At 70.7% G+C, this 21,616-nt stretch carries 22 protein-coding genes and 1 pseudogene; 11 read left to right on the top strand and 12 right to left on the bottom strand.

Annotated features, from left to right (window positions below; genetic code table 11):
- Window positions 1–77: 77 nt before the first annotated feature.
- A complete protein-coding gene (locus FHS23_RS05710; RefSeq protein ID WP_183648841.1) occupies window positions 78–1,562 on the bottom strand; it encodes a peptide MFS transporter in 1,485 nt (494 codons plus the stop codon).
- A 229-nt stretch (window positions 1,563–1,791) separates the two neighbouring features.
- Between FHS23_RS05710 and FHS23_RS05705 the strand changes: the two genes are divergently transcribed.
- The 5 genes from FHS23_RS05705 (at window position 1,792) to FHS23_RS05685 (ending at window position 6,906) form a co-directional block, all read left to right on the top strand.
- The gene (locus FHS23_RS05705; protein WP_183648838.1) at window positions 1,792–2,334 is read left to right on the top strand and encodes a phage holin family protein; all 543 of its coding nucleotides are present in this window, start codon (window positions 1,792–1,794) and stop codon (window positions 2,332–2,334) included.
- Window positions 2,335–2,359: 25 nt separating this feature from the next.
- Window positions 2,360–3,295, top strand: a complete 936-nt coding sequence (locus FHS23_RS05700) for an alpha/beta fold hydrolase (protein ID WP_183648836.1) — start codon at window positions 2,360–2,362, stop codon at window positions 3,293–3,295.
- 126 nt (window positions 3,296–3,421) lie between these two features.
- Window positions 3,422–4,138, top strand: a complete 717-nt coding sequence (locus tag FHS23_RS05695; RefSeq protein WP_183648833.1) for a TetR/AcrR family transcriptional regulator — start codon at window positions 3,422–3,424, stop codon at window positions 4,136–4,138.
- Between the two features lie 90 nt (window positions 4,139–4,228).
- The gene (locus FHS23_RS05690) at window positions 4,229–5,233 is read left to right on the top strand and encodes an ABC transporter ATP-binding protein (protein ID WP_183648830.1); all 1,005 of its coding nucleotides are present in this window, start codon (window positions 4,229–4,231) and stop codon (window positions 5,231–5,233) included.
- Window positions 5,230–6,906 (top strand): ABC transporter permease, encoded by a 1,677-nt coding sequence (locus FHS23_RS05685; protein ID WP_183648827.1) that lies wholly within the window; start codon window positions 5,230–5,232, stop codon window positions 6,904–6,906. Before FHS23_RS05690 ends, FHS23_RS05685 begins: the two co-directional genes overlap by 4 nt.
- Window positions 6,907–7,126: 220 nt before the next feature.
- On the opposite strand, the gene FHS23_RS05680 is transcribed toward FHS23_RS05685, so the two are convergent.
- Genes FHS23_RS05680 through nth form a run of 4 tightly spaced genes read right to left on the bottom strand, consistent with a single transcriptional unit; the run spans window position 7,127 to window position 10,306 of the window.
- Window positions 7,127–8,311 (bottom strand): MarP family serine protease, encoded by a 1,185-nt coding sequence (locus tag FHS23_RS05680; protein WP_183648825.1) that lies wholly within the window; start codon window positions 8,309–8,311, stop codon window positions 7,127–7,129.
- 2 nt (window positions 8,312–8,313) lie between these two features.
- Window positions 8,314–9,021 carry an NUDIX domain-containing protein gene (locus FHS23_RS05675; protein WP_183648810.1) on the bottom strand — a complete coding sequence of 236 codons (708 nt, stop codon included), beginning with the start codon at window positions 9,019–9,021 and terminating at the stop codon, window positions 8,314–8,316.
- Window positions 9,018–9,626: a redoxin domain-containing protein gene (locus FHS23_RS05670; protein ID WP_183648807.1), complete on the bottom strand. Its 609-nt coding sequence runs from the start codon at window positions 9,624–9,626 to the stop codon at window positions 9,018–9,020. The genes FHS23_RS05675 and FHS23_RS05670 overlap by 4 nt, the downstream gene beginning before the upstream one ends.
- Complete coding sequence (gene nth, locus FHS23_RS05665) at window positions 9,623–10,306, bottom strand: endonuclease III (RefSeq protein WP_183648805.1); 684 nt, start codon at window positions 10,304–10,306, stop codon at window positions 9,623–9,625. Before nth ends, FHS23_RS05670 begins: the two co-directional genes overlap by 4 nt.
- A 207-nt stretch (window positions 10,307–10,513) precedes the next feature.
- Between nth and FHS23_RS05660 the strand changes: the two are divergent.
- The 3 genes and pseudogenes from FHS23_RS05660 to FHS23_RS05650 form a co-directional block, all read left to right on the top strand.
- Window positions 10,514–10,732: pseudogene (locus FHS23_RS05660) on the top strand (hypothetical protein); the annotation flags it as partial.
- A 547-nt stretch (window positions 10,733–11,279) separates the two neighbouring features.
- On the top strand, window positions 11,280–11,954 hold the full coding sequence (locus tag FHS23_RS05655; RefSeq protein ID WP_183648802.1) for a Crp/Fnr family transcriptional regulator: 675 nt from the start codon (window positions 11,280–11,282) through the stop codon (window positions 11,952–11,954).
- 870 nt (window positions 11,955–12,824) lie between these two features.
- On the top strand, window positions 12,825–14,099 hold the full coding sequence (locus FHS23_RS05650) for an MFS transporter (RefSeq protein ID WP_183648799.1): 1,275 nt from the start codon (window positions 12,825–12,827) through the stop codon (window positions 14,097–14,099).
- A 34-nt stretch (window positions 14,100–14,133) separates the two neighbouring features.
- Here FHS23_RS05650 and FHS23_RS05645 read toward each other — a convergent pair whose 3' ends face one another.
- The 6 genes from FHS23_RS05645 to sp36 all read right to left on the bottom strand — a co-directional run bounded on the left by FHS23_RS05645 (window position 14,134) and on the right by sp36 (window position 18,439).
- Entirely contained in the window at window positions 14,134–14,919 is a 786-nt protein-coding gene (locus FHS23_RS05645) for an MBL fold metallo-hydrolase (protein ID WP_183648795.1), read from the bottom strand.
- A 17-nt stretch (window positions 14,920–14,936) separates the two neighbouring features.
- Entirely contained in the window at window positions 14,937–15,644 is a 708-nt protein-coding gene (locus tag FHS23_RS05640; RefSeq protein ID WP_183650946.1) for an NUDIX hydrolase, read from the bottom strand.
- A gap of 141 nt (window positions 15,645–15,785) precedes the next feature.
- Complete coding sequence (locus FHS23_RS05635; protein WP_183648792.1) at window positions 15,786–17,141, bottom strand: hypothetical protein; 1,356 nt, start codon at window positions 17,139–17,141, stop codon at window positions 15,786–15,788.
- A 36-nt stretch (window positions 17,142–17,177) separates the two neighbouring features.
- Window positions 17,178–17,807, bottom strand: a complete 630-nt coding sequence (locus FHS23_RS05630; RefSeq protein ID WP_183648789.1) for a hypothetical protein — start codon at window positions 17,805–17,807, stop codon at window positions 17,178–17,180.
- Window positions 17,807–18,271, bottom strand: a complete 465-nt coding sequence (locus FHS23_RS05625) for a RidA family protein (protein WP_183648786.1) — start codon at window positions 18,269–18,271, stop codon at window positions 17,807–17,809. Before FHS23_RS05625 ends, FHS23_RS05630 begins: the two co-directional genes overlap by 1 nt.
- Window positions 18,272–18,277: 6 nt before the next feature.
- Window positions 18,278–18,439: a Sp36 family protein gene (sp36, locus tag FHS23_RS05620; protein ID WP_183648783.1), complete on the bottom strand. Its 162-nt coding sequence runs from the start codon at window positions 18,437–18,439 to the stop codon at window positions 18,278–18,280.
- 42 nt (window positions 18,440–18,481) lie between these two features.
- Here sp36 and FHS23_RS05615 point away from each other — a divergent pair, with 42 nt between their 5' ends.
- From FHS23_RS05615 to bagB, 3 genes are read left to right on the top strand one after another with little or no spacing between them, the layout of a single operon-like run.
- Entirely contained in the window at window positions 18,482–18,730 is a 249-nt protein-coding gene (locus FHS23_RS05615) for a hypothetical protein (RefSeq protein ID WP_183648780.1), read from the top strand.
- Window positions 18,731–18,747: 17 nt separating this feature from the next.
- Window positions 18,748–19,752 carry an ATPase BagA gene (gene bagA / locus FHS23_RS05610; RefSeq protein WP_183648777.1) on the top strand — a complete coding sequence of 335 codons (1,005 nt, stop codon included), beginning with the start codon at window positions 18,748–18,750 and terminating at the stop codon, window positions 19,750–19,752.
- Window positions 19,753–19,754: 2 nt separating this feature from the next.
- On the top strand, window positions 19,755–20,927 hold the full coding sequence (bagB, locus tag FHS23_RS05605; protein ID WP_183648774.1) for an ATPase BagB: 1,173 nt from the start codon (window positions 19,755–19,757) through the stop codon (window positions 20,925–20,927).
- 155 nt (window positions 20,928–21,082) lie between these two features.
- Here the strand turns inward: bagB and FHS23_RS05600 are convergent, their stop codons facing one another.
- Window positions 21,083–21,382, bottom strand: coding sequence for a WhiB family transcriptional regulator (locus FHS23_RS05600; RefSeq protein ID WP_183648770.1), 300 nt, complete (start codon window positions 21,380–21,382; stop codon window positions 21,083–21,085).
- Window positions 21,383–21,616 lie beyond the last annotated feature (234 nt).

Genomic DNA, 21,616 nt, shown 5'->3' with positions numbered 1-21,616 from the left:
TACGGCACGGCGACCACCTACGGCGCCGGTTTCCCCGGTCGGCGTGTCCACCGGCTGAGCCACGAAGCGTTCCGGGGTTACCGCACCCCGGACATCAGCTTGCGGATGAACGGCGAGGCCAGCGCGATGAGCACGCCGATCACGACAGCGACGGCACCGACCGTTCCGAAGTACGACGCCTCGGCCTCCGGCGAGTAGTACTTCGCGAGCGACCCGGACAACGCCGTGCCCAGCGACACCGACAGGTAGTTCAGGGCCACCATCTGGGCGGGAAACGCCTTCGGCGAGAGCTTGGTCGACAGGGACAGACCGATCGGCGACAGGAACATCTCCGCCATCGTGAACACCGCCAGGATGCCGACGACCGCCAGCAGCGGGCTCGTGTTGCCGTGTCCGCCGGCCATCGGCAGGAACAGCAGGAACGCCCCGCCCATCACGGCGGTGCCGAGCGCGAACTTCATCGGCGTCGACGGCTGCCGGTCGGCGAGCTTGGCCCACACCGTCGCGAACATCGGCGCCAGGATCAGGATGAACGCCGGGTTGATCAGGTTCACCCACGAGATCGGCATCTCCCAGCCGAACAGGTCGCGGTTGAGCCGTTCGTCCGAGTACACCTCGAGCACGGTGAACTGCTGCTGGAACAGCGCGAAGAACGCCGCACTGCCCACGAACATCGGGATGAACGACAGCACGCGCCTGCGCTCGACACCGTCCACCTTCGCGCTGGTCAACAGGATCACGAACAGCACGACCGCGGCGACACCCGCGATCCCCACCGCGACGTCGCCGAGGTTCTCGGCGGTCACCACACCCGTCAACACGAGCGCCACGGCCACGACGACGATCGCCACGAAGACCAGCGCAACCAGCGGGCGGCGGGATGCGGGCAGCGGGTTCGGCACGACACGCGACGCCGCACCGAGGTTGGAGCGGCCGATCGAGTACTGGACCAGACCGATGGCCATACCCGCGGCGGCCAGGCCGAACCCGACGTGGAAACCGACGGTGTGCTGGAAGAAGCCAGTGAGCGCGGTACCGACGAAGGCACCCAGGTTGACGCCCATGTAGAAGATCGTGAAGCCGGCGTCGCGCCGTTCGTCGCCCTCGCTGTAGAGCGTGCCCAGCACGGCGGTGGCGTTCGCCTTGACGCCGCCGCTGCCGAGTGCCACGCAGAGGAGGCCGACGCCGACACCGAGGTAGCCGGGCAGTACCGCGAGCCCGAGGTGGCCGATCATGATGAGGACGGCGCTGTAGAACAGGGTCCGTTCAGGGGCGAGGAGACGGTCGGCGATCCACGCGGCGATGATCGTCGACAAGTAGACAAGGCCGCCGTACGCACCGACGATTCCGAGTGCGGTGCCCCTGTCCATTTCCAGACCGCCCTCGGCGGCCGAGAAGTAGAGGTAGAGCGGCAGGATGCCGAGCATCCCGTAGAACGAGAAGCGCTCCCACATCTCGACGCCGAAGAGGTTGGCGAGCCCTCGGGGGTGCCCGAAGAAGGTCTTCTCGTTGCCGTCGCCCGCGGATCCCGCGCCGGCGGCTTCAGTGGCGTTACCCGACATGTTGAATACTGTCCGATCTTGCGTGCTTTGACGACTTTGTCCCGGATTACCGGCCAGTACTCAACAATACTCCCCACTCACTACCGATCGTGACAGTCGTCGCCGTCCGCTCTCACCCGTTCGGCGCACCGTCGCTCCGACCTGCGGGCGACCCGTTCGGACGACAACTTCACACAACATCGACATCGCCCTGCGCCCTTCGCGACCGTGACCCCGTCCGCATGGCACGATGAGGCGCGTGAGCAGCCCGAAGCATGAACTCAACGACGGCGACAACCGGGATGCCGGGGGCTGGGTGCCCTACCTCCCGTTGTCGGAGGACAGCACGGCCGACTCCGCCGACGGCGCGTCGATCGGATCGCTGGTCAAGGACGCGACACAGCACATGTCGACGTTGTTCCGCGCCGAACTCGAGCTGGCGAAGACCGAGACTGTCGGCGAGGTCAAGAAGGCCACCAAGGGCAGCGTCTTCTTCATCATCGCCGCGGTGGTCGCGCTCTACAGCTCGTTCTTCTTCTTTTTCTTCCTCGGCGAACTGCTGTCGGAGTGGCTCCAGCGCTGGGCCGCCTTCGGCATCGTGTTCCTGCTGATGCTGGTGTTCGCCGGAATCTGCGGGTTCGTCGGCTACCGGAAGTTCAAGAAGGTCCGCGCGCCGCAGCGATCGATCGACAGCATCAAGGAGTCGGCCGCGGCGCTGAAGCCGCAGCAGAAGTCCGGCGACACCGCCGACGGGACGCCCGCTGCCGCGGGCCGGCCGCTGCCGCGGTCCTGATCCCTCCCGTCACCGCAGCCCGGAAGTGCTCCCACCCGACCCGTCGACCGTCCGGTATCCCGGCCCGTGGGCGCATCGCGACGTGTCCGCCAACGGCATCCTGCTGCACGTGGCCGAGGCCGGCGAGGGTGAGCCCGTGTTGCTGCTGCACGGGTTCGCGGGCCTGTGGTGGACGTGGCATCACCAGCTGCGTGACCTCGCCGACGCCGGATTCCGCGTGGTGGCCGTCGACCTCCGCGGATACGGCGACTCCGACAAGCCGCCGCGCGGCTACGACGCGTGGACGGCCGCGGGAGACGTCGCGGGGCTGATCCGCGCGCTCGGCCTCCGCTCGGCACACGTCGTCGGCCATTCCTGGGGCGGGCTGCTCGCCTGGTCGGCCGCGGCGATCCGGCCGCGGGTCGTGCGGTCCGTCGGCGTGCTCGGCGGTGCGCATCCGTTGGCGCTGCGACACGCGGCCGCGAAGCTGCCCGTCGGACGCCGGGGCGCCCAGGCCCGCGCGTCCCGACACGTGCTGCGGTTCCAGGTACCGATGGCCCCGGAGAAGCGGCTCGTCGCCGACGACGCCGCCTACACCGGCGAACTGCTCGCGTCGTGGGCCGGCGAGGCATGGCGCGGCACCGACGACTTCGCCGAGACCACAGCCACGCTGCGGCACGCGATGCGCATTCCGGGGGTCGCCCACAGTGCGCTCGAGTACTACCGCTGGGCCCTGCGCTCGCAGTTCCGCAGCGACGGCAGGCGGTTCCGGCGCGAGGTCGACACCCGCGTCACGATGCCGGTGCTGCAGCTGCACGGCGAGGACGACCCGTGCATCCTGCCCGCCACGGCACGCGATTCGACGCCGTGGCGCGGTCCGCGGTCGCGGTTCGTCTCCCTGCCCGGCATCGGCCACTTCCCGCATCTCGAGACGCCCGAGCGGACGTCGGCCGAGCTCGTCGACTTCCTCCGCAGTCACTGACCGGCCCGACGTCCGGCGAACCCACTCCCAGGGGTAGACCCCCGACACAGCCTCGTGACCTGGGCGAATCCGTCACGTCACGCGCCCACTTGCCTTCACGGTTTACACGCGTTTACCGTGGTTTACATGCGTTCACCCGCAGACATTCCGGACACCCGAATCCGCATCCTCGAGGCTGCCGTCAACCGCTTCGGGCAGGACGGATTCGACGCCTCACTGCGCGCGATCGCGGCCGACGTCGGAGTGAGCGCACCGGCGATCCTCAAGCACTTCGACTCCAAGGAGGAACTGCGCCGCGCCTGCGACGAACACGTCGTGGACGTGATCCAGAAGTACAAGACCGAGGCCATGCGCTCGGCCGATCTGCGCGCCACGTTCCTGACACAGATGGCGATGGTCGACGAGTTCCAGCCGCTCATCCGCTACGTGGTGCGCAGCCTCATGACCGGCGGCGATGCGGCACGGAACCTCCTCACCGACATGTACGGCGAGGCGGAACGCTGGATGGCCGAAGGGGTCCGCACCGGCGTCATGCGCCCCAGCCGCGACGAACGGGCCCGCGTCAAGCTCACCTTCTCGATCTCGCTCGGCTGGATGCTGCAGTCCGTTCTGATGGCGGATGAGGATCTCGGCGAGCTCGACGCGGACTTTTGGCGGCAGACGATCCACGAGCTGATGCCGCCCGCACTTGAGCTCTACACCCACGGCCTGCTGACCGACAGCACCCTGCTCGACGCCTACGTGTCCGGCCGCACCGAACCGCTGAGCGACAGCGATCCCCCGGCCTCTCCGCCAGCCGGGCCGGGCGCCACACCCGACACCGCCGGACCCGACACCGCCTGACCCGCCGACAGCCTGCGCACACACACACCTGCAGACCACGCGAACGACATCGCAACACCACGAGACTCCACGTCAGAAAGAAGGTCGACAATGTCGTCCACCGGACCGGCCAGGGACGAGTCCCCGGCCATCGACATCTCCGGCGTCACCAAGAACTACGGGAAGGTCACCGCCCTCCGCGGCCTCGACCTCGAGGTCGCGCGCGGGGAGGTCCACGGCTTCCTGGGGCCGAACGGCGCCGGAAAGTCCACCACGATGCGGATCCTGCTGGGGATCCTGCGTCATGACGCCGGGACGGTGCGCATGCTCGGCGGCGATCCGTGGAGCGACGCCGTCGCCCTGCACCGCAGGCTGGCCTACGTACCCGGCGACGTGGAGCTGTGGCCCAACCTCACCGGCGGGGAGGCCATCGACCTGTTCGCCCGGCTGCGGGGCGGGGTCGACGCGGCCAAGCGCGACGAGCTCATCGAGCGTTTCGACCTCGACCCGCGCAAGAAGGGCCGCACCTACTCCAAGGGCAACAGGCAGAAGGTCGCGTTGATCTCGGCGCTGGCCTCCGAGGCCGACCTGCTGCTGCTCGACGAGCCCACCGCGGGCCTCGACCCGCTGATGGAAGTCGTGTTCCAGGAGTGCGTCCGTGAGGCCAAGGACGCCGGCGTCACGGTGCTGCTGTCCAGCCACATCCTGGCCCAGGTCGAGATCCTCGCCGACCGGATCTCCATCATCCGCAAGGGTACGGTCGTCGAGTCCGGCACGTTGCAGGACCTGCGGCATCTGTCCCGCACGACGGTGACCGCGTCGACCGACAAACCCCTCACCGAGCTCGCCGGGCGGCAGGGAGTACACGACCTGCACGCCGAGGGCCAGCAGACCCGGTTCGAGGTCGACGCCGAGCACCTGCCCGCGATCATGCGCGACCTCGCGGCCCACGACGTGCAGGCTTTGACCGCCACGCCGCCGACGCTGGAGCAGCTGCTGCTCCGGCATTACGGCGACGAACTCAGCGGCGCCGGCAGCAACGGCAACGATGCCGGAAGTAACGGCACCGGCACACGTGGAAAGGTCCGCTCCACCGGGAACGAGGTGGCGTCATGACGACCGCCACCGAACGGCCCGGCGGTGCTGCGCCGCCGCAGGCCAGCGCCCGCCAGCGCGGCGCGCTCACCGGCACCGGGACCCTGTTGCGGTTCATGCTCCGCCGCGACCGCGTGCGCCTGCCGACCTGGGTGCTGGGGTTGACGGCACTGTGGGCCTACTTCGCCAACGCGATCGGTGCCGTCATGGACGCCGAGAGCCTGGCCGGGATGGCAACGATGGCCGCCAACCCCGTGATGGCGCTGATCGGAGGACCCGGTTACGGCTTCGACGACATCACCGTCGCCCGGCTCGTGGCCGGCTTCTACGCCCTGTACCTGATGTTGGGCGCCGTCTTGATGTCCATCACGACCCTGTCCCGGCACACCCGGGTCGAGGAGCAGACCGGCCGGGCCGAGCTGGTCCGCGCGAACGTGCTGGGTCGGCACGCCCAACTCACCGCGGCTCTGCTCCTGGCGGTGGTGATGAACCTGCTGGTCGCCGGGCTGACCGGCCTGGTCACGCTCGGCTCGGCGATCGAGCCGCCGCCCGAGGCGGGACCGTCGCTGCTCATGGGCGCCGGCATCGGCGCGACGGGGCTGGCCTTCGCCGGCGTCGGAGCGATCACCACGCAGCTCTCGGCCTTCTCACGAGCCGGGTCCGGCATCGCCGGTGCGGTGCTCGGAGCGGCGTTCGTCGTCCGCGGAATCGGCGACATGTCGACCGCCCAGGACGGCGGCATCGGCTGGTTGTCCTGGCTCTCGCCGCTGGGGTGGTCGCAGCAGACCGCGCCGTTCACGCTGGACCGCTGGTGGCCGCTGCTGCTGTCGGTAGCACTCGCGGTCGCCGGCGCCGCGGTCGGCTACGCCCTCCAGACCCGGCGGGACCTCGCCGCGGGCGTCCTGCCCGACCGGCTCGGCGCGGCACGTGCGGCCGCGTGGCTGCGCAGCCCGTTCGCGCTGGCCTACCGGCTCCAGCGTCCGTCGCTCATCGGCTGGTCCGTGGCGATGGTGCTCGCCGGCGTCACCTTCGGTGCCTTCGCCCAGCCCATGCAGGAGGGCGCGGCGGACATGCCCGAGGAGATCGTCGCCGTCATGGGCGGGACCGAGGGACTCCTCGAAGGCTACCTGGGCTTCATGGGCATCTACTTCGCATTGATCGTCGCCGTGTACGTGATCCTGTCCGTGCAGTCGTTGCGGGGCGAGGAACAGGGCGTGCGCGCCGAACCGGTCCTCGCCACGTCCGTGAGCCGGTCGTCCTGGCTGGGCGCGTGGACCGCCGTCACCGCGGCCGGGGCCCTGTGGCTGCTGCTGCTCGCCGGGCTCGGCCAGGGTTTCGGCGCGGTGCTCGGCACCGGCGACTGGGGGCTGTTCGGCCCGGTCGTGCTGGGCAACGCGGTGCACGTGGCCGCCGCCTGGCTCTTCCTCGGACTGGCCGTCGCCCTGTACGGACTCGCGCCGCGCCTCGTCGGAGTGGTGTGGATCGTGTTCGTCTACGGAACGGTGCTGAGCCTGTTCGGCGAAATGCTGGAGTTCGACCGAGCGGTGCTGGACACCTCACCGTTCCAGCACGTCGGCCAGCACCCGGCCGAGGAGGTCTCCTGGGTCGCCGTGGGGATTCTGACGGTTCTCGGCGCTGTGCTGGTGGGCGCAGGGGCGACCGGGTTCCGGCGTCGCGACCTCGTCACCGCCTGAGTACGGCACCGCTCGAGCACCGGCACCGCCCCAGCGCGTCGGCATCAGAGCCGCCGCGCCGGGCCCCGCCATCGGGGTCACAGCGCGGCGGCGAGGAAGCCGAGTGCGAGTGCACACCCCGGGCCGAGCCTGATGGTCCTGGGGACGGCCGCGGGGATGACCTCGGCGCGGACGCCGGGATCCGCGGCCCAGTGCGTGCTCGGTGTGCTCCCGGCCGTCCTCAGGACGTGCACGGACCGGTGCCGACCTCCGAGCCGTACGCCGACGCCTGTTCGTACTCGTCGCGTACCTCGTCGGCCGTGAGCACGAACCCGGTGTCGGGGTCCTCGACCGACGCGCCGAACACGACGCCGACGACGTCGCCGTCCGGGTCGATCATCGGACCGCCCGAGTTGCCACTACGTACCTGCCCGCGGACGGTGAACACGTCGCGCTGGACGGTGTTGGCGTCGTAGATGTCCGGTCCGCGCAGGTTGATCCGCTCCCTGACCCGCAGCGAGGAGGCCGTGTACGGCCCGTCGAGCGGATAGCCGAGCGCGACCGCGGCGTCACCGGTCACCGCGGGCTCGTCCCGCAGATCGAGCGGACGGGTCGTGAGCCCGGGAACGGCCAGCACCGCGAGGTCCGTGCTCGGGTCGAAGTGCACCACGGTCGCGGCCTGTCGTCCCTGCGGCGTCTCGACGGCCACCTGGTCGGTACCCGCGACGACGTGCGCGTTCGTCATCACGCGCTGCGGGGCGACGACGAAACCGCTGCCCTCCAGCGATCGGGAGCACGACGTGGCGACACCGCGGATCTTCAGCACGCTCGGCTCAACCTCGCGCACGACGGAGTTCGCGGGCAGCGACTCGTCCGGCGGCGAGATCTCCCGCACCGGCGCCTGCTGGAACGGATCCATAATGGACGGGAACCCCGAGGCGTCGAGCAGGTCACGCAGGTCTCCGGGCAGCCCCTGAGCCGCGTCGGGCATGACGTCGTTGACGCCGCCCAGCACCGACGACTCGTTGAGCGCCCGCGCGAGACCCGGCATCGCAGCCACGCTCGTGAGCGGTAGCGCGATCAGCCACGCCACGACGAACACGACGATGCCCTGCACGATCGCACCGAGCGTGCTGTCCACACTGGACAGCTTCGGCGAGCGGATGCGGTATTTCAGCTGACTGCCGGCGAGCACGCCGAGGGTCTCGCCGAGCGCGACGAGGAACACGACCGCGCCGACGGCGATCGCCACGCGCGCGGCCGGCTCCTCGAACGAGTCCACGAGCCACGGCGCGAGCTCGATGCCCAGCAGTGCGCCCGCCATGACGCCGATGAACGCAGGCAGCGCGACGAGCATGCCCTGGCGCGCACCGGACACGGCCGCGAGCAGTGCCAGTGCGATCACCAGCAGGTCGACCCAGTTCACCGTCACTCCCGGCCCGTTTCACGCTCCATGTGCCGCGCCCACGCTACGTCAAGGTCTCGCACGTCCGTGTGATCCCATGGCCGTTCCCAGCCGCCGAGACGCAGCAGCGCGGTCAACACGCCCGCGGTGAAGCCCCACACGAACAGCTCACCCACGGTGAAGGCCGGCCCTTTCCAACCGCCACCGGGTCTGCGGACCATGAACCGGTTCGCGGGATCGGCCAGTTCGGACAGCGGCACGCGCGCCACCGCGGCCGTCTCGCCGGGATCGACGGCATGCACCGGCGACGGTTCGGCCCAGTGGGCGAGCACCGGCGTCACCGCGAAGCGCGACACGGGGATGTACAGCCTCGGCAGCACCGCCACGGGCCTGATGCCGGAGACCTCGACGCCCGTCTCCTCCTCGGCCTCACGCAGCGCCGTACCGATCGGCCCCTCGTCGCCGTCCTCGGCACCGCCGCCGGGGAACGCCACCTGCCCGGCATGCGATACGAGGGTGTCGGCGCGCCGCAACAACAACACGTCCGGCCCGTGGACGGGCTGTTCCCCGAACAGCACCAGTACCGAGGCAGCCCGCGGATCCTCCCCGTCGGGCACGGTCAGGCGCGTGAACGCCGCGGCGTCGGTTCCGTCGCTGGCCTCGACGAGGCCCGCCAGCCAGTCCGGCACGTCCGCGGGGTCGACCAGCGGACCCGTCGTCTCGCACGTCACCGGTCACCTCCCGAACGCACGACCTCCCGAATCTGCTCCGCGGAGGTGAACAGCCGCGGCTGGCGGACGAGTTCGACGTCCCCGCCGGGGGTGACGAGATACGACGCGGGCAGCGCACGCGGCACCGACAGCGCCTCCCGGATCGGACCCGAGGGACCGTCGCCGTCGAACACGCCCGGCAGGTCGACGCCGAGTTCCGCCAGCAGTTCGAGGCCGTCCCGCCTTCCGCTCTCCACCTGCACGGTGACCACCCGAGCCGCGCCGGGTTCGGCCGCGTAATCGTCGAGCAGCGGCAGTTCCTCCCGGCACGGCTCGCACCACGTGGCCCAGACGTTGATCAGTGTCGGCCGGTCCCCTGCGGCGACGAGCTCGCCCGCGTCGACGCGGGAGCCGTCGGCCAGGCATTCCACCTGGACGTCCCGCAGTTCGCGGGCGGGCGCGCCGGATCCGGGACGGCAGGGCTCGAGCTGTGCGGCCGCACGGGCGGGGCCGACGTCCTCACCCTGGGCCTGCTCGTCCGACGAGTTCACCATCGGCACGACCGCCACCAGCGCGGCGACCAGCAGCACACCCGCCACCAACGCCCAGCGCGCCGCGGCCGTCACCGCTGCGACACCATGGCCAGCAGGTGGTCGCGCTCGTCTCCCTTGACCAGCTCCGCGGCCTCGTCGAAGTCGGTCGGGCCCTCACCGAACGCCGGGCAGTCGCGCGCCAGCGGACACGCGCCGCACGCGGGCTTGCGGGCGTGGCAGATCCGCCTGCCGTGCCAGATCACGCGCTGCGAGAGCATCGTCCAGTCCTTCCGCGGGAACAGCTCACCGACCGCGAACTCGACCTTGACCGGATCCTGTTCGGCCGTCCAGCCCCACCGGCGCACGAGCCGGCCGAAGTGCGTGTCCACGGTGATGCCCGGCAGTCCGAACGCCTCGCCCAGGATGACGTTCGCCGTCTTGCGGCCCACCCCGGGCAGTTTCACGAGCGCGTCGAGCGTGTCCGGCACGTCCCCGTCGTGTCGCTCGAGCAGCACTGCGCCGAGCTTGAGCAGTGACGTCGCCTTGTTGCGGTAGAAACCCGTGGGCCGGATGTACTCCTCGAGCTCCGTCCGGTCGGCGCCCGCGTAGTCGGCGGCCGTGCGATAGCGCGCGAACAGGGCCGGCGTGGTCTGGTTGACCCGCACGTCGGTGCACTGGGCCGACAGGATGACGGCCACGAGCAGCTCGAGCGGCGTGGAGAAGTCCAGCTCGCACTCGGCGTTTGGATACGCCTCGTCCAGGCAACGCTTCATACGTCGCGCCCGCCGCACCAGGGCCAGCCGGCTCTCCTCGGTAAGGGGCCGCGACCGGACAACACTCTTTCGGGGAGTCCCCTCGCGGGGGTGCTCAGGAACCGCTGACGACACATCGTTAGCCTACGTGCGACCTCCGACAGGACGGGCACACGCGTGACTACCCTCGAGCGCGGCGGTGCCCCAGATCGCCGGATATGGAGAGAAATGACCGTCTGGTTCGTCATCGCGGTCCCACTGGCGGTCATGCTGTTCGCACTCGGCATGGAACGCGTCGAGACCCGGCTACGCCACGTGTCCGTGCGCGGCGAGGACGTCGAGGAATTCCTCGAGCAGGCCAAGCCCGAAGAGGTCAGAGCGCTGTACGGACACGGCATCGGCAGGGCGCTCGAGCTGTTCCGCCGCAGGCGGTTCGGCGGTCGCTCCGGCGGCCGCTTCGGCAAACCCCGCCGGCCCGCGTCCGAACCGCAGTCGGCACAGACCCGGACGCCGGCATCGTCGGCGTCCTCGGTGCCGGAACCCACGACCCGACCTGCAGAGTCGCAGGCACAGGACGCGACCGGTGAGCGCGGCGCCGGCTGAGGCCACCTCACCCGGCGACGCCGGCCCCCTCACGCAGCGACATCGGCGGCTCACCCGTAGAGCTCAAACCGGCGCGCACAGCGTGCCCCGCCGGTAGTCGACGTGACACCCGCGGTGACGTGTCGTCACCCGACCGGAGGCGGTCGCCCGTCACCGTTACGTCAGGGTTAAACTTTCGGGTCGGAGATCGTCCGCGTACGGTCTCGACGAGCTGTGTCAGGCAACGCCCAGCGCCGGGTGATGCCGTGTACGTCACCCAGGACGGGGGAGGCGCTACGGCGGATCGGCGAGCCGGGAAGCGATCTCGAGGGCACGCCCTACACTGCACGTAGTGACCGGCGCCACGCTCCCGCCCCCGGGTGCGATGGTCGCTTCTCAAAGGAGGCACGAGGTGGACGAGACCCTGGCCAGGGCGGGCATTTTCCAGGGCGTGGAGCCGGCTGCGGCCGAAGCGCTCGCGCAGACCCTGGAGACCGTGGACTTTCCGCGTGGCCACGTGATCTTCAACGAGGGCGAACCCGGCGACAAGCTCTACATCATCAAGTCGGGCAAGGTGAAGATCGGCCGCAAGTCGGCCGACGGCCGGGAGAACCTCTTCCAGATCATGGGCCCGTCGGACATGTTCGGCGAGCTGTCGATCTTCGATCCGGGACCGCGTACCTCGACGGCGACGACCGTGACCGAGGTCAGCACCGTGACGATGGACCGTGCCGCCCTGCGGCAGTGGATCTCCACGCGTCCCGAGATCGCCGAGCAGCTGCTCCGCGTGGTCGCCCGCAGACTGCGGCGTACGAACAACATGGTCGCGGAACTGATCTTCACCGACGTTCCCGGCCGTGTCGCCCGCGCGCTGCTGCAGCTGGCCCAGCGGTTCGGCAGCCAGGAGGCCGGCCTGCTGCGGGTCACGCACGACCTGACGCAGGAGGAGATCGCCCAGTTCGTCGGCGCCTCCCGCGAGACCGTGAACAAGGCGCTCGCCGACTTCGCACACCGCGGCTGGCTGCGGCTCGAAGGCAAGAGCGTGCTGATCCTCGACCCTGAGCGACTCGCGCGACGCGCCCGCTGACCTGCGGGTTCGACACCTCGACCCGGGTGGCGTCCCATAATTCCCGTATGACCGGTCGGCGACTCCGACGGCGCACGCGGAGACAGGCGCGACATCCGGGATCCGGCATCCCGGGCAGGTGCGGACCCTCCGGGGCCGCACCGCGGGACGCGCAGACCTCCGTCTGCCGAACCGGGCAGGCCACCGCCGCAGCGGCAGCGCCGTTCGGCGTCGGATCGCCGAACGCGATCGCATCACGGCATGACAAAGGGCCGGGCGCCACCCCCGACGTGGCGCACCGGCCCTTTGCCTGTGCGTGGACCATCCCCCGACAGCCCACGCTCCCCGCCCTCCGGTTGAAAGGCCCCGACCCGAATCCCGGAGGGAGACTGTGTTCGCCTCCAGCAGCGTGCTCTTCGCGTAACCGATGTTCGGTGTTACCGAACGCCTCTCGATTACGGGGTACCCGCTGCGAAGCGAGGAAACCGACTATGTAGTTGATCGAAGCGTCCGACGTCCACTCCGACACGCCGTGCGTGCCTCCCGCGGTCCCCGTCACCGCCGCCGCGCTGCGCTTGGTGAAGCACGGCGCTTAGTGCCGGGTCACGGATCTCGTCTTCAGCTTGTTCACGGGTGGGACTCGTGCTGCCGAGTCTGATGACGCGAGACTCGCTGACCTATTCAGAATCGCACGGCACCCACCCTGCTCTTCAAGGGTCTTCACCCTCAAGGACGCTCAGGCGGGCTGAAAGATGCCCGATAACGCTGTTCTGTTACCCAACTGAGACCCGGATACCCGAAAGAGGGGCGGGGTATGCACCTCGATACTCAGCGTCGCCGGTTGATCCGGTCCAGAAAATAGATTGGTACGCACGTGCCATAATAGTGGGCATGTCCCGGTCCGAGCCTCCCCCGTACGAGCCACCCGAGTCCCACGGCCGCACCTCGCTCGCCGATTACCGCGCGGTGCTGCGCACCCCGCGTTCTCGCAGGCCACTGGTGGCGTCCGTACTGGCCCGCCTGCCGATCGCCATGATCGGCATCTCGGCACTGCTGTACGTGCAGCACGAGACCGGATCCTTCGCCGCGGCCGGGCTGGTGTCGGCCGCCGCTCTCGCCGGCGTGGCCGGCGGATCGGTCGTGCAGGGCCGGATCATCGACCGGCTCGGGCCGACACGCCCACTTCTGGTGGTCACCGGACTGTTCGTCGCGGCCTTGACCTCGCTGATCGTCGTCATCGAGGCCGGCGCTCCCGTGCCGGTGCTCGTCAGCTGCTCCGCCGCGATCGGACTGTTCGAACCGGCGACGGGATCCGCCTCGCGTGCCCTGTGGGCACGGCTGCTGCCCGAGGGGCCGACACGTGACGCGGCGTTCTCCTACGAAGCGATCAGCATGGAGGTGTTCTTCATCCTCGGGCCCGGGCTGGCGGGGGTGCTGATCGCGCTGCCGTGGCCCGGCACCGGCCTGGTCCTCGGCGGGGCGTGCATGGCGACGGGCGCGGGGTTGTTCGCACTGAGCCCGGCGGTGCGGGAGTGGGGGCCGAACCCGCAGGCGGGCACGTCGCTGCTCGGTGCGCTGGCGAGCCCGGGCATGCGCACGCTTGCGCTCGGGGCGTTGGGCTTCGGCATCGTGATCGGCTTCGTCGAGGTCGCGGTACCCGCGGCGGCGGAACAGGCGGGCAGTGTGTCGCTCGGCGGGGTGTTGCTGTCGCTGTGGTCGGTGAGCTCGGTGGCGTTCGGCGTGGCCTACAGCCTCCGGCCGTGGCCGAGGACACTGCCGGCGCGACTGCCCGTCCTGCTCGGCCTGTTCGGAGCCCTCGTGGCGGTCATGGCGTGGCCCTCGACCCTGTGGGGCCTGGCGTTGGCGATGTTCGCGGCGGGCGCGATGATCACGCCGCAGTCGACCACGCACTCGACCACGATCGAGCTGACCGCACCGCGCGACACGGCCGCCGAGGCGTTCTCGTGGGTCCTCACGTCCGTCACGCTCGGGATCGCCTGCGGCCAGTCCGTGAGCGGTTACGTCGTCGAACACGCGAGCCCGTCGGCGGCCTTCCTGACCGCGGGCGCCGTCGCGATGACGCTCGCCGCCGTCGTGGCACTCCTGCGCAGGACGATCCGCCCCCACACACCGTCCACCGAACCGGTCCGGGCGCTCGCCACCTGATCCGCCGAACCGTCCGATCCCCGAGTCCCTGCGGTCAGCTGCGCAGGTACTCGAGCTGGGCGGTCACACTGCTCTCTGCGACGGGCCAGAGGGCACGGTCGACGTCGGCGTAGACGTGTTCGACGATCTGCCGCGGAGTCGCCTCCCCGCCCAACACCTCCAGGGCACCCCGAATCTCGTCGAGGCGCTGCTGCCGGTGCCTGCGGTACTCGTCGACCGTCGCAGGCAGATCGTCACGCTCCGGGCCGTGACCGGTGAGACCCAACGATCCGGCAGGCAGCTCGGCGAGCCGGTCGAGTGAACGCAGGTAGTCGCCGATGTGCTCGACGACCGTCGTCCCGCGGCCGAGAACCGTGTCACCCGTCAGCACGTGGACCACGTCGTCGTGGTCGAAGCGCAGCGACACGGAGTCGGCGCAGTGACCCGGCGTGTGCAGGACCGTCAGTTCCAGTCCGCCCGCGCGCACGACGTCGCCGTCGCCCAGCGGATCGCCGTCGAGGCACAGTCCCGGGTCGAACGCCCGCACCGGCGCGCCGGTCCGCTCGGCCAGCCAGGGCGCGCCGTCGGAGTGGTCGGGGTGATGATGGGTCAGGACGATCAGTTCGACCGGCCCGGCGGCCGCCTCGACGCGCTCCAGGTGGGCCGTGTCGAGGTAGCCGGGGTCGACGACCACCGACGCCGCCGCGCCCGGTGCCCGCAGGATCCAGGTGTTGGTGCCCTCGAGCGTCATGTTCGACGGGTTGTCCTCGAGCACCACGGTCACCGCCGACGTCACCTCCCGCGGCGTCTCGTACGCCGGGTGCACGTTCGCGCCGGTCATCGCACCTCCAGTCATGGTCACAGTTCGACGAGCACGGACTCGCCGTCGACCCGCAGGGTGGGCATGACCTTCGGGACGGGCGTGCGATCGGTCGCCAACACCTCGGCCACATCACGGCACGCCGCGAGATCCGACAGCATCGCCCAGGTGGGCGGCATCAGCATGCTGCGTCCCGCCTCGCCGTCGGCCATGGCGTCGGCGGGCGTGCGCCAGCCCGATTCGGACGCCTCGGTGGTCTCGCCGTCGGCGTCCTGCCCGGCGGGCAACGCCGCGACGAAGAATTTCGTGTCGTACCGGCGCGTCTCCTGTTCCGGGGTGACCCAGTTCGCCCACGGCCGCAACAGATCGCCGCGCAGTGTCAACCCGGTGTCGGCGAGGAACGCGGCGAGCGACAGTTCCCTGGCCACGAGCGCAGCCCGGGCGTCGGCGTAACCGGAGGTGTCGTCGACGGTCGTGTCGGACCCCCGTCCGGCCAGCAGCACACCGGACTCCTCGAACGTCTCACGCACGGCCGCGCACACGAGCGCTCTGGCGAGGCGTTCGTCGCAGCCGAACCACTCCGCCCACTGCGCGGCGGGCGGTCCCGCCCATGCGATCGACGCGTCGGCGTCCCGCTCGTCGACACCGCCCCCGGGGAACACGGTCATTCCGGCGGCGAACTTCATCGCCGCGACCCGGCGTTGCAGGAACACCTCGACGCCGCCCGGGGTGTCACGCAGCAGCATGACTGTCGCCGCCTCACGGACGGGCACCGGCTCGTCGGGCCGGCTCGCGTCACTGATCAGGTCGGGCACCGCGCTCCTCGGCACGTGAAAGTTCGCAGACACGTCCGCAACATACCGCCGTCGCCTGGCTCGTGGCTCCGGCTAACGGGCGTCGGTTCCGTTGGCGGCGCCGGGACCGGGGCCGCCGGTCCGCTGACGCTGCGCCTCGGCGCGTTCGCGTTCGGCGAGTTCGGCGTGCAGCTCCCGCAGGAGTTCGCGGTCGCGGTCGGTGAGCTGTGGATCGTCGAGGTTGAGGTCGGGGATCCGGGCGAGCTGGTCGGAGTCCAGGTCGGCCGACGCGAGCGCCTGTCCGTTGTCGCGGTCCTCGGCGATCGCGGCCCGCAGCTGGGCGACCTCTTCGCGGGACATCTCGGTGGTCTGTGCCGACCGGTTGTCCTGGTCGGCGTCGTGCGACGGCTGCGGGAACTCGACGACCTGGCCGCCCTCGCTGCGCGGGAGTTCACCGCCCGCATGCCGGGGCGGTTCGGTCTGTCCGCGAGCGGGCTGGCGCGCACGGCGACCGCGAGTGGAGTCCCCGGACGACCTCGTCGACCGGGGCGGTTCGGCGGTCCAGCCGCGGCTCGGCGAGGCGTGCTCGGCCGACGGTTCCGGAAGCGAGCCGTCGGCCGTCTGCGTTTCGGGGACCGCCGCAACAGCCGGCGGGTTCTCGGATGATGCCGGGGCCGCGGGCGCGGCACGCGACGGTTCCGGGGTGGGTGCTTCGGGCGGCGGGGGCACGCTCGCCGGACCGGTGGGGGCGGGTGCCGGCTCAGCGTGAGCCGGCGCCGCTCTTACAGACTCGGCCCTCCCCGAGTCGTGACGGACGGTGTCCGGGCCGGCGAGCCACACGGGAACGCCGGAGGACAGCGCCGCCTCGTGGTAGGCGGTGCGTTCCGAGCCGGGCCCGGTGACCTCGACGACCGCCCGGATACCGGCCTTGCGCAGCGCGTCGCCGACACGGAAGGCGACGGCGGGCGGATGCGCGTCCGGGCCGATGTCGACGAGCACGACGCGCTGCGGCAGCGGGCCGGGGACGCCGCCCGCGGCGGTGTTGCGCCACACGGCGTGCACGGAACGCAGATCGGGCAGCACGCGCAGCACACGGTCGAGGGCCTCGCCGACCCCTGCGTCCGGGGCGTCCTCGCGGCTGAACCGGTGGTCGGTGGCCGCGACGTCGTCGACGACGGTGAGCTGGTCGGCGAGCGTCACGTCGGAGCGGGTCAGCTCCAGCAGGGCCGCCAGTTCGCGCTGTTCGGCCGGGCGGACGGGAAGGCGGCCTGCGACGAGCGAACCCACGGTCAGTTCGACGGCATCGTCCAGGTTCGAGCGGGCGACGAGTTCGCGCGCTTCGGAGAGCGCACTGTCGTCGAGCCTGCCCGCGACCCCGAGCAACGCGTTGTACAGGCGCAACGGAACGCCGAAGCCGTCCTGGTCACCGCCGGACCGGTGGTCCACCATGTCGCCGCTCTCCCTCCCGCCCGCCGGCCGCGGACGCTATGCGGATACCAGTTGCCGCCCGGCGTCAGCCGCCCCGACGCACACGAACCGCGAGTTCGCGAGCGCCTCCCGGTGATAGGCGGGCGGGTCGAACCGGACGGGCAGCACCTCCACGCACGGAGCTTCGTCGCCCAGCACGCGCAGTACCCGCTGCAGTTCGCCCGTCAGCCGGGGAAGCCCCGCGGTGGCCGTGACGAGCAGGACCCGCTTCGCCCCCTCCGGGCCGGTCCCACGTTCCTGCCGCCAAGCCTCTCGCACTTCACCCACATCGGGACGCCGTCGCAACGTTGCGTCGATCACGGCAGCCACCGAGTCGACGGAGTTCACCCAGTTAGGCGTACTCGCGGTGAATGTGTACCCGCTCTCTAACGGTGCGTCTACCCCAAGGGTGGAACTGACCTGATGCCGGTCCGCCCCGTGCGGCACGAGGCCGGCGACCAGGAGGCCGTACTCTTCCTGGTCGAGATCAACCCTGTGCTTGAGCAAAGTCTTGGGCAGCACGCGGGCGAGGGTGCTCAGCGCACCCTCGCCCAGCCAGTCACGGAACCGCCAGACCAGGTTGTCGGGCAGCCTGCCGGAGAGGCGCAGCAGCAGCTCGTGGCACGCCTGCTCGACGTCGGGGTCCATCAGGAGACCTCCACGATCAGTTCGACCTCCACCGGCGCGCCCAACGGCAGCTCCGCGACGCCGACGGCCGACCGCGCGTGCGCGCCCGCCTCACCGAAGACCTCGCCGAGCAGCTCCGACGCGCCGTTGATGACCGCGGGCTGGGCATTGAAACCCTCCGCGGAGGCGACGAAACCGGTCGCCTTGACCACGCGGGTGACCGCGTCGATGCCCACGAGGTCGTGGACGGCGGCCAGCGCGTTCAGCATCGCCGTCCTGGCGTACTGCTTGGCCTCCTCCGGGCCGACCTCACCGCCGACCTTGCCGGTGGCGGGCAGCGCGCCGTCGACGAACGGCAGCTGGCCGGAGGTGTAGACGTGCGACCCGGTGCGGATCGCGGGGATGTACGAGGCGACCGGGGCCGCCACGCCGGGCAGTTCGATACCGAGCTCGGCGAGCCTCGCCGACGCAGTGCTGGCGCTCATCGGGCCTCAGTCCTTCGCCCGCTTGAGGTAGGCGACGTGCTGCTCACCGGACGGATTCGGCAGCACGGTCACCAGTTCCCAACCGTCCTCGCCCCACTGGTCGAGGATCTGCTTGGTGGCGTGGATCAACAGCGGAACGGTGGCGTATTCCCACTTCGTGGCACTCATGGCCGTCACCCTAGACAACCACTGCCAGTAGCGTGAGTTCCCGTGGAAACGTGGCGGATCCTCGCGGCCTCGCTGCTGGGCGTGGCGGGCGTTCTGGCTGTGCTGATGATCATGGCGCGCGCCAGGGAGAAGACCGGGCGGTGGCAGACGGTCGCCGTGACGGGGCTCGTCGGCGTCACCGCACTGGCCCTGACCTGCATTCTCACGCTCACGGTGCTGTCGCCGGCCGCCTCGTGGTGGCTGGCGGGCGGCGTCGCCGTGGTCGTCGCCGTGCTGGCCATGGCAAGTTGATGTCTTACGCTGCCCCGGTGACCACCACGCTGGCCGGCTGGACCGACGAGCTGACCCGCACCCGGCTGCACTTCGTGACCGGCAAGGGCGGCACCGGCAAGACGACCCTCGCCGCGTCGCTCGGGCTCGCACTCGCGGGCCACGGCAGGCGCGTACTGCTGGTCGAGGTCGAGGGCAGGCAGGGCTTCGCCCAGCTCTTCGACACCGAGCCGTTGCCGTACGCCGAGCAGCGCATCGCCGCCGCGCCCAACGGCGGGGAGGTGCGTGCGCTGCACATCGACGTCGAGGCTGCGCTACTCGAGTACTTCGAGATGTTCTACAACCTCGGCTTCGCGGGCCGCACGCTGCGCAGGATGGGTGCGATCGAGTTCGCCACGACCCTCGCGCCGGGGCTTCGGGACGTGCTGCTCACGGGCAAGATCAAGGAGTGCGTCGGGCGGACCGACTCCGACGGGCGCCACTTCTACGACGCCGTCGTCGTCGACGCGCCGCCGACGGGCCGAGTGGTGAAGTTCCTCGACGTCACGCGCGCGTTGACGGACCTGGCCAAGACCGGGCCGATCCGCTCGCAGGCCGACGGGGTCGTGGGCCTGCTGCACTCGGGTCAGACGGCGGTGCACCTGGTGACGCTGCTCGAGGAGATGCCGGTGCGCGAGACGCTGGAGGCGGTCGCCGAGCTGGACGGCGCGGACCTGCGGCCGGGTGCGGTGCTGATCAACCGGGTGCGACCGCCGCGGCTGCCCGCGCGGTCGGTCTCGCCCGCCGCGGACGGCCGCGTCGACGCCGACCGCGTGCGCAGCGGACTCGCGGCGGCCGGACTGGACCTGCCGGACGAGACGCTCGACGCGCTCGTGACCGAGACCGTCGAGCACGCGGGCCGCGTCGCGGCGGAGACGGTCGCGCGGCAGCAGCTGTCGGAGAGCGACCTGCCGACGCTCGAGCTGACCGACCTGTCCGGCGGGGTCGACGTCGCCGCGCTGTACGAGCTCGCGGAGTCGCTCCGCAGCCAGGGGGTGCGGTGACGATGGCCGAACCACGGGAGACGCCGCGAGGCGAGCGCGGCGCCCTGGAAACCGACGCCCTGGACGTTGACGCGCTGATCGACGACCCGGACACCCGCGTGATCGTGTGCTGCGGTTCCGGTGGGGTCGGCAAGACGACGACGGCGGCGTCGCTCGCGTTGCGGGCCGCCGAACGCGGCAGGAACACGGTGGTGCTGACCATCGACCCGGCGCGACGGCTCGCCCAGGCGCTGGGCCTTCGTGAGCTGGGCAATCATCCGCGGCAGGTGACCGTCGAGGGGTTCGAACCCGACGGCCAACTGTGGGCGATGATGCTGGACATGCGCCGCACGTTCGACGACATGGTGCGGCGCCACGCCGGCCCGGAGCGTGCCGAGCAGCTGTTGAGCAACCCCTTCTACCAGACCATTTCCACGTCGTTCTCCGGAACGCAGGAGTACATGGCGATGGAGAAGCTGGGCCAGCTCGCGGCGACGGGCGATTGGGACCTGATCGTGGTCGACACGCCGCCGAGTCGGTCGGCACTGGACTTCCTCGATGCCCCGAGCCGACTGTCGGCGGCGTTGGACGGGCGGATGATCCGCCTGCTCACCAGCCCGGCGCGCGCGGGCGGCTGGGGTATCCGCAAGGTCATGAGCGCGGGCTTCTCGATGTTCGCCAAGGCGGTCTCGACCATCCTGGGCGGCCAGCTGCTCGCGGACGCCTCGGCGTTCATGCAGGCCTTCGACTCGACGTTCGGCGGGTTTCGCGAGCGGGCGGCGAAGACGCAGGAACTGCTGCGGTCGGAGGGAACATCGTTCCTGGTCGTGGCGGCTCCGGAGCCGGACGCGCTGCGCGAGGCGAGCTACTTCGTGGAACGACTGTCGGAGGAGTCGATGCCGCTGGCCGGGCTGGTGGCGAATCGGACGCATCCCGTGCTGGCCGACCTGTCCGAGGTCGATGCGCTCGCGGCGGCCGAGGCGCTGGAACGCGGTGAGACCAGCGCGCCGCTCGCGGAGGCGGTGCTGCGGCTGCACGCCGACCGGGTGCAACTGGCCGAACGCGAGTCGCGACTGTTGGAGCGGTTCACCCGGGCGCACCCCGACGTGCCGGTACGGCGCGTGCCCGCGCTGGCGAGCGATGTGCACGACGTCTGCGGCCTGCGCGACATCGGCGGCCGCTTGGCCGGCGCGTAATCGCCCGCAAAGTAATCACCCGCGCCGTCAGCAACCGCGCCGTCGGCGCCCGGAGGCGGTGCCCGGGGCGGCGGTGCCCGAGGCGCCCGGTGGTGGAGACCGCCGGACGTGAGGGGGTGGACACCGGCCGGGCCGGCGTCCACCCGTCAGGTGTGTCAGCTCGAACCCGCGCCCGCGGGCGCGTACTCGCGCTTGGCCGACTCGAGGAGGTCCCACCAGCTGTGCACCTCGGGGCGCTTGCGCAGCAAGGCACGCCGTTCCCGTTCGGTCATACCACCCCAGACTCCGAAATCGATCCGGTTGTCGAGCGCCTCGGCGAGGCATTCGGTCCGCACGGGGCAGCCCATGCAGATGACTTTCGCGCGATTCTGCTCCGCACCGCGGACGAACAGTCCGTCCGGGTCCGTGTCCCGGCAGTACGCCTGGATACGCCAGCTCGACTGGTTGGTGCTCATCACGACCCCCAGCTCCTACCTGTTGTGACCTGCGCAGTCGCCTTCCCTCGTTCCGCCCGGTCGGGGCTCCTCGGTCTCAGCGCTGCGACGGGTCGCTCTCTCCCTGTGTTCTCACGGTCCCTCCGCAACGCCTCCCCTTGTGAGCGTTGCCTCGTGAGATGTTGACGAACTGTAGACAGCCGCGGTTCCACGATCCAACCGACGAAGTTCGTATTTGTTTTCGCGAATGGCCGC

The organism is Prauserella isguenensis (assembly GCF_014191605.1).
Taxonomy (GTDB): Bacteria; Actinomycetota; Actinomycetes; order Mycobacteriales; family Pseudonocardiaceae; genus Prauserella; species Prauserella isguenensis.
This window is presented reverse-complemented; position numbering and strand designations above follow the sequence as displayed.